The following is a 6,008-nucleotide window of genomic DNA, read 5'->3' as shown; positions in this document are numbered from 1 at the left end:
TAGTTAATCCTTTAGGACGTATAGAGCCAGCAACAATAGATGGCGTATTCTCAGAAGGAATATTTCAAGGGTATCAAACATTGGATGCTCTAGGAGCAGTATCTTTATCAGCTGTAATATTCACAAGATAAAATAATGAGATTGAGGTGAGTTTTATTGTCTTTATTATACTATGATGCCATATATTCAAATTCAGAGAAAAAAGCAGAAATGGTAAAAAGAGTATCAGAAACCAATTTTGACATGTTTGAGAAATACATAGATTTAGCAATTGATGCTCAAGAGCGAAAGAAGGTTTCCGTAGCTTGGAGAGAAGTAGAGGGAGCAACAATAAGTCTTAAGCAAAGAACAAATTGTTTCACATATGATGTAAATGAAGAGATAATATTTTCTATCCCTAAAAATTTATATAAATTACATATTATAAATGGAAATTTAGAGTTAAATAGTGTGAATACTATTATGATTATAAATAGTACAACTATACCAGAGAATATTACATTCAGTAAAAAATGTGTATTAAAAAGTGATAATGAATGCTATATTAGCTTAGATAAAGAGATAAATTTAGATAACGTAGTAAATTTAATACTTAATAACACTATAGTAATAAACTTAGAAAAACTAGATTTTGATTTTAATTATAAAGAAATAAGTCAAAAAAATAATATGAATTTTAGAGTTACAAATATTTTATCTCAAGAAGATATCTATCGTGTCCAGTTTGAAGGAAGTCTAAATAATGTTGAACCAATAGTGTTGCCTAATGGAATAGAGATAGATGACTGGAGCATTATAAAGCGTAATGATAATGATAAAATTAAATATAGTTCAGGTAAAAAATTAAATATAATAAAAAAAGATATAGGGATAGTCTATACAGATGATTTTGTAGATGATAATACAGAACTTTTTATAAATGGATGTAAAATAAATCATAAAATGATCAAAATAAGTAGCCCAAATAGAATTATATATAAAGGTCATGATTATAATTTGTCTAATAAAAATGGAGTATTAAAAATTTTATTAGATGAAAATATTGGATTGGGGAAATTTGTAGTAGCCGATGATATGGGAATAGAGTATGAAGCGGATATAAGGAAAGAATACTCAAGAGGAAATACTATTAAAGTAGAACTTATTGATGAAGAAGATGATGCCGAAGAGATGTTTACTTCATTTTCAAAGATAGATTACTTTTTTGAAGACGGTGTTGATATGGTTACGAATGGAGAACCATCAAGAATAAGAGGTAGGAGAAATCCTAACTACAAAGAGTTTAAGATAAAATCAACTAATAAGAATGAAAATACTATTGAGTTGGAGTATCCACCTGTTAGGGGTCAGATTAATAATAAAATAGGCGTAGAAGATTTACCTAAAAGGTTACATCTTCCAATAAATACTTATCAGCTAGAAAAACAAAAGCAAGCCTTGAATAAGATAAATAAAACACCTCTTTTTGAAAATAAAGGAATACTGTCATTGGTTGAGAGTAAAGATATAAAAGGTGTATGGAGAAACTTTCCTAAAAAGCAGGTGTCTGAATGGTATGTATTAACTGATGAATCTAGGGATGGAACTATTAAACAAAGAGAGTTTGTAGAACGTGCTATAAGCACACCAGACTTTATGTTACTAGAAGGTCCACCTGGCTCAGGAAAAACAACGGCTATAATAGAACTTATAATTCAGTTAATTAAAGATAATAAAAGAATACTATTATCATCATCTACTCATGTTGCTATAGATAATGTTCTTGAACGTATAAAGGAGCTTGGATTAATGGAAGATATCCTACCTTTAAGAATTGGAGAAAAACGTAGTATATCTGAGTCAGTAAAAGAGTTTGCTATTGGTGATATATTGACAGAAGATAACAAAATATATAGTGATATTATATTAGATTCTGCCAATTTAGTATGTGGAACTACAATAGGGATTTTACAACATCCCCATTTTAAGAATGCTAATCAGGATATACCTATTGCTCCAGCATTTGATTATTTGATAATGGATGAGTCTAGTAAAGCTACATTTCAAGAATTTTTAGTACCTGCTTTATATGCTAAAAAATGGATTCTTGTAGGAGATATAAAACAATTATCTCCATTTACAGATAGAGAACATATTGAGGCAAATTTATCTGATTTTGGAAATGTATTTAATCAAAATCAACAACAGGCTTCATTGATGATATTTAAATATATAAGAAATCTTGATGTTAAGTTTAGCAATTTTGCAGTTGTTAAATTAGAATCAGATGTTATGAGTGCTATGATTGATGAAATAAAATCTAGAGTAGATGATGAAGTAGATTTTATAAATGAAAAAATACCATATATAGGATTTATAACAGAAAGAGAGATAGATTTAAAAGAATATCCAACAATTAATGTAATAAGTAAAATGGAACTAGCTAGAGGTGATATTAAATCTTGGGTATTACCAGGTCTTAGCATGATATTTGTAGATAATTTAATCTATGATGAAGTATGTAAGTATATACCCGCAAATAAGCTTCACTTTAACGTTCAAAATTGGGAGAGCAGTAAATCATGTTTCAGAAGCAATTATTATTATGATAAATCAAGTAATAAAATATCTATAAGAGATCGTGGAAGAGATATTTATGATAATGACAAAATTGTAGATTTTAATAATAAATTTTTAAGAGATAAAGACTGGGCACAAGAAGTAGCTTGGAGAATAGTTAGAAAATATGATTTAAGATTATCAAATAAAGATACTACAAGGATTGAAGCTGAGGTTGATAGTTTAATTCCTAGTATAGATAGAAATATTGTATCTGATAAGGTTGATATTATACAAAGTATAGCGCTTCCTTCTATATTAGAAAGTCTGCAAGTTGGAGTTCCTAAGTTTAAAAACTTTAGATATACCAGTGTATTGAACTCTGGATTTAAAGAAGAAGATTTAATTAAAAGGCATATATGCTTAGACTATCAACAACGTATGCATCCAGACATATCAATATTTCCACGTGAGCAATTTTATAGCAATAAAGCGCTTAAGGATTCTAATAGATTAAATAGAGAGTGGAACTTTAATAGATACAGTAAGAGGAGTATTTGGTTAGATGTAAGAGGAAAAGCACATACATCTAAAAATGAGTTGGAAGTTAGGGCTATGATAACAGAACTTAAAGAATTTATTTTATGGGCAAAGAATAATCCTAAAAAAGATAATGAACCATGGTCTGTAGCTTGTTTGACATTCTATAATGGACAAGCTAGGAAGATTAGAGATGCATTGCGAGAATATACTGGTATGAGCAAAAAAGTAAGTCAGTTTGAAAAAGATGGGGTAAAGATTTATTTATATACTATAGATAAATTTCAAGGAAGAGAAGCTGATATAACGTATATATCTATGGTCCAAACTAGTAGAGTAGGATTCTTAGATAGTCCTAATAGATTGAATGTTGGATTGACTAGAGCTAGATATCAAAGAGTAATTATTGGACACAAAGGATATTTTGAGAATCAAAGACAATCTGAAGAATTAAGAAATTTAGCAAGTAGTGAATTAGGTGTTGTATGGAAGGAGAAATCGCATGAAGCTAAATATTAGATGGAAGTCTTTACTACAAGAATTTGATACAGTAGGCAGTATTGAGACTTATGATAAGGAGAGAAATGATATATTAAATTTATTAGATATCATAGAGAAAAACGGTGCAAATATAAATGTAATTGCTAATCTTTTTGGGGGAAGTGATATACACAAGGTTATAGCCAAAAGGGTTGTTAGATATTTAGAAGATATTAACTATATTTTCAATGGAGTACTTACAAATGAAGGTAAAACTATATTAAGAACAAGGTTAGTCCCAGTCAAGGAAAAAGGTAAGTTTAAATTTCTTGCTATAGATAGTGTAGGTCCTATGAAAAATATGTATGGAAGTGGAGATAAGTTAATTATTGACTATAGACGAGAAAAAGACTCTAAAGTCAGAGCAAGAGAGAAAGATAGTAACGAAAATTATAAGAGTGATATCGCAATAAGTAGTGTGGATAAAAAAAGATTTAGAATTATAAAATTAGGAGATAATCAATATATAAAATCTGATTTTAGTTGTGTTAAGTATAATAATAAAAATAATAATGCACATTTAAAATTAAATTTAGATTGTCATAAAAATCAGATTAAGCTTATTTTCTCTGGAAAAAATTTGAAAAATAAAAGTGTTAATAATCATATTTTATTTGAAGAAGAAGCTAAATTTAAATTAGATAATTATGTTATTGATATATTAAGTAAAAATATAGAATACCTATCTTGGGATAATTTAAATGCTATGTTTAGAATAAAAAACATAGAAGAATTATTAAAGTTTAAAGTTATTTCGCCTAGAGACTTAATGAACTTTAGAACAAATATAGATTTAGAAGACATAGAAATAGAAGGAAATAGATGTTCAGTAGAAGTTCGTGATATACCTATAATGCCATACAGTATGCAGGATGCTGAGATATGGATAAAAGTTTGTGTAGAATTACTAGCAGAGAGTAGGTATATGACAGATTCAGAGTTTGAGATAGAAGTATCGAATCTGTTAGATAATCCTGGAGTTAGAGAGTATAAGGGTTATTTAAATATAAACGTTGAGGAATATATTTTAAATATTAAGGATTCAAATAAACGTGTATTCTGGAATTTAAGAGCACCTATGGATTTAAAGCCTAACTATACTCAAACTGGAATTATTGATTTGAACATAGCTTTTGGAATAAAAAGTTCTATACATGATATATTTAAAAGCCTAATAGGTGATAGTTCTATAGATGAGTTTGTATTTTTATCTAAATATATTAATACAAGAAATCAAATTAAAAAATGTAACATACTATTAGATACTTTCAGAAGCTTTGGAGCTGAGAAAATGCTTGTTTTAACTAACAACAAAAAGTTAAATCTAGATGTTGAGGTTTTACAGTATGACGATATATTTGGTAATAAAAAGAATTGGCCACATGATAGATATTTTGCGTTTAAATCAAATGGAAGATGGACTTACTATAAGATGAGTGCAGAATTAGATCAATGTATATTTGATGAAGATATAGATAAGTGGAATAAAGACTTAATAGGTCAATGGAAAGATATAAGCTTCTATAGAATAAATGAACAAATATTCCCTAGAGGGGTTATTGAAAAATTTGAGAAACACCTAGTAGAATGTTAGGAGGAGATTTTATGAGTTTTATAAAGCCTGTAAATATAAAAAAATATACATATAATGATAATAATATTATAGAACATTTTTGGGAAGAACAAGAATATAGTAGTATAACTAGATTTGGTTTAAATTTAGGAATAAAACTAGATGCATTAATAGAAAGAATAGAAATTTTAGCTAAAAGTACATTATGTATACAATCTGATAAAGAATTGAACTCTAAGATTTTAAACTTAATAAATGAACTATACAAAAGAGGTGTAAATATATATTTAATTACTAATCAAATATATCCATCATATAAACATACTATAGTTGGTAAAGCACTTATTAGATATTCAAATAATATAAGTGGAGATTTGATTATAGTAGATCCGTATAATATATTTAGTGAGATGTATGTATCAGATGATTTAAATATGAATGATGAAAAACTATTTTACAAATTACAAGATACTCATAAAAAAGAATTATATGATTTGTTTTGTTGGAGATTTTGGAAAAACACTGATTATGAAGTATATGATATAGAGTCATTAGAGTCTAAGAATGAAGTTGGAGAAGTGCCATTTGATTTATTTCCAAATACGGATAAAAAATATGTATTACATAATGAACATATAATAGATAATATAAAGGAAAGTATTATAGAATCTATTGATAATAGTAGATATGAGATAACTATAATAGCAAAAAGTATAAACTTAGATAGTGAAATACTAAACAGAATAGTAGAGAAAAAACATAGTTGTAAGATAAATATTTTATTTAAATATGATGTATGCTTTGAAAAGAAGATCGG

3 protein-coding genes are annotated in these 6,008 nt (G+C 27.3%); all 3 read left to right on the top strand.

Features of this window, described 5'->3' with window-relative positions; all coding sequences use genetic code 11:
* Positions 1–156: 156 nt before the first annotated feature.
* Complete coding sequence (locus tag NSA58_RS14380) at positions 157–3,597, top strand: AAA domain-containing protein (protein WP_257560620.1); 3,441 nt, start codon at positions 157–159, stop codon at positions 3,595–3,597.
* Positions 3,581–5,212, top strand: a complete 1,632-nt coding sequence (locus tag NSA58_RS14375; RefSeq protein WP_257560619.1) for a hypothetical protein — start codon at positions 3,581–3,583, stop codon at positions 5,210–5,212. Before NSA58_RS14380 ends, NSA58_RS14375 begins: the two co-directional genes overlap by 17 nt.
* A gap of 11 nt (positions 5,213–5,223) precedes the next feature.
* A partial coding sequence (locus tag NSA58_RS14370; protein ID WP_257560618.1) for a hypothetical protein occupies positions 5,224–6,008 on the top strand: 785 nt, incomplete at its 3' end.

It is taken from the genome of Terrisporobacter muris, from assembly GCF_024621905.1.
In the GTDB taxonomy this organism is placed as follows: Bacteria; Bacillota; Clostridia; order Peptostreptococcales; family Peptostreptococcaceae; genus Terrisporobacter; species Terrisporobacter muris.
The sequence above is the reverse complement of the archived record's forward strand: the minus strand, read 5'-3'. Positions and strand labels throughout refer to the sequence as shown.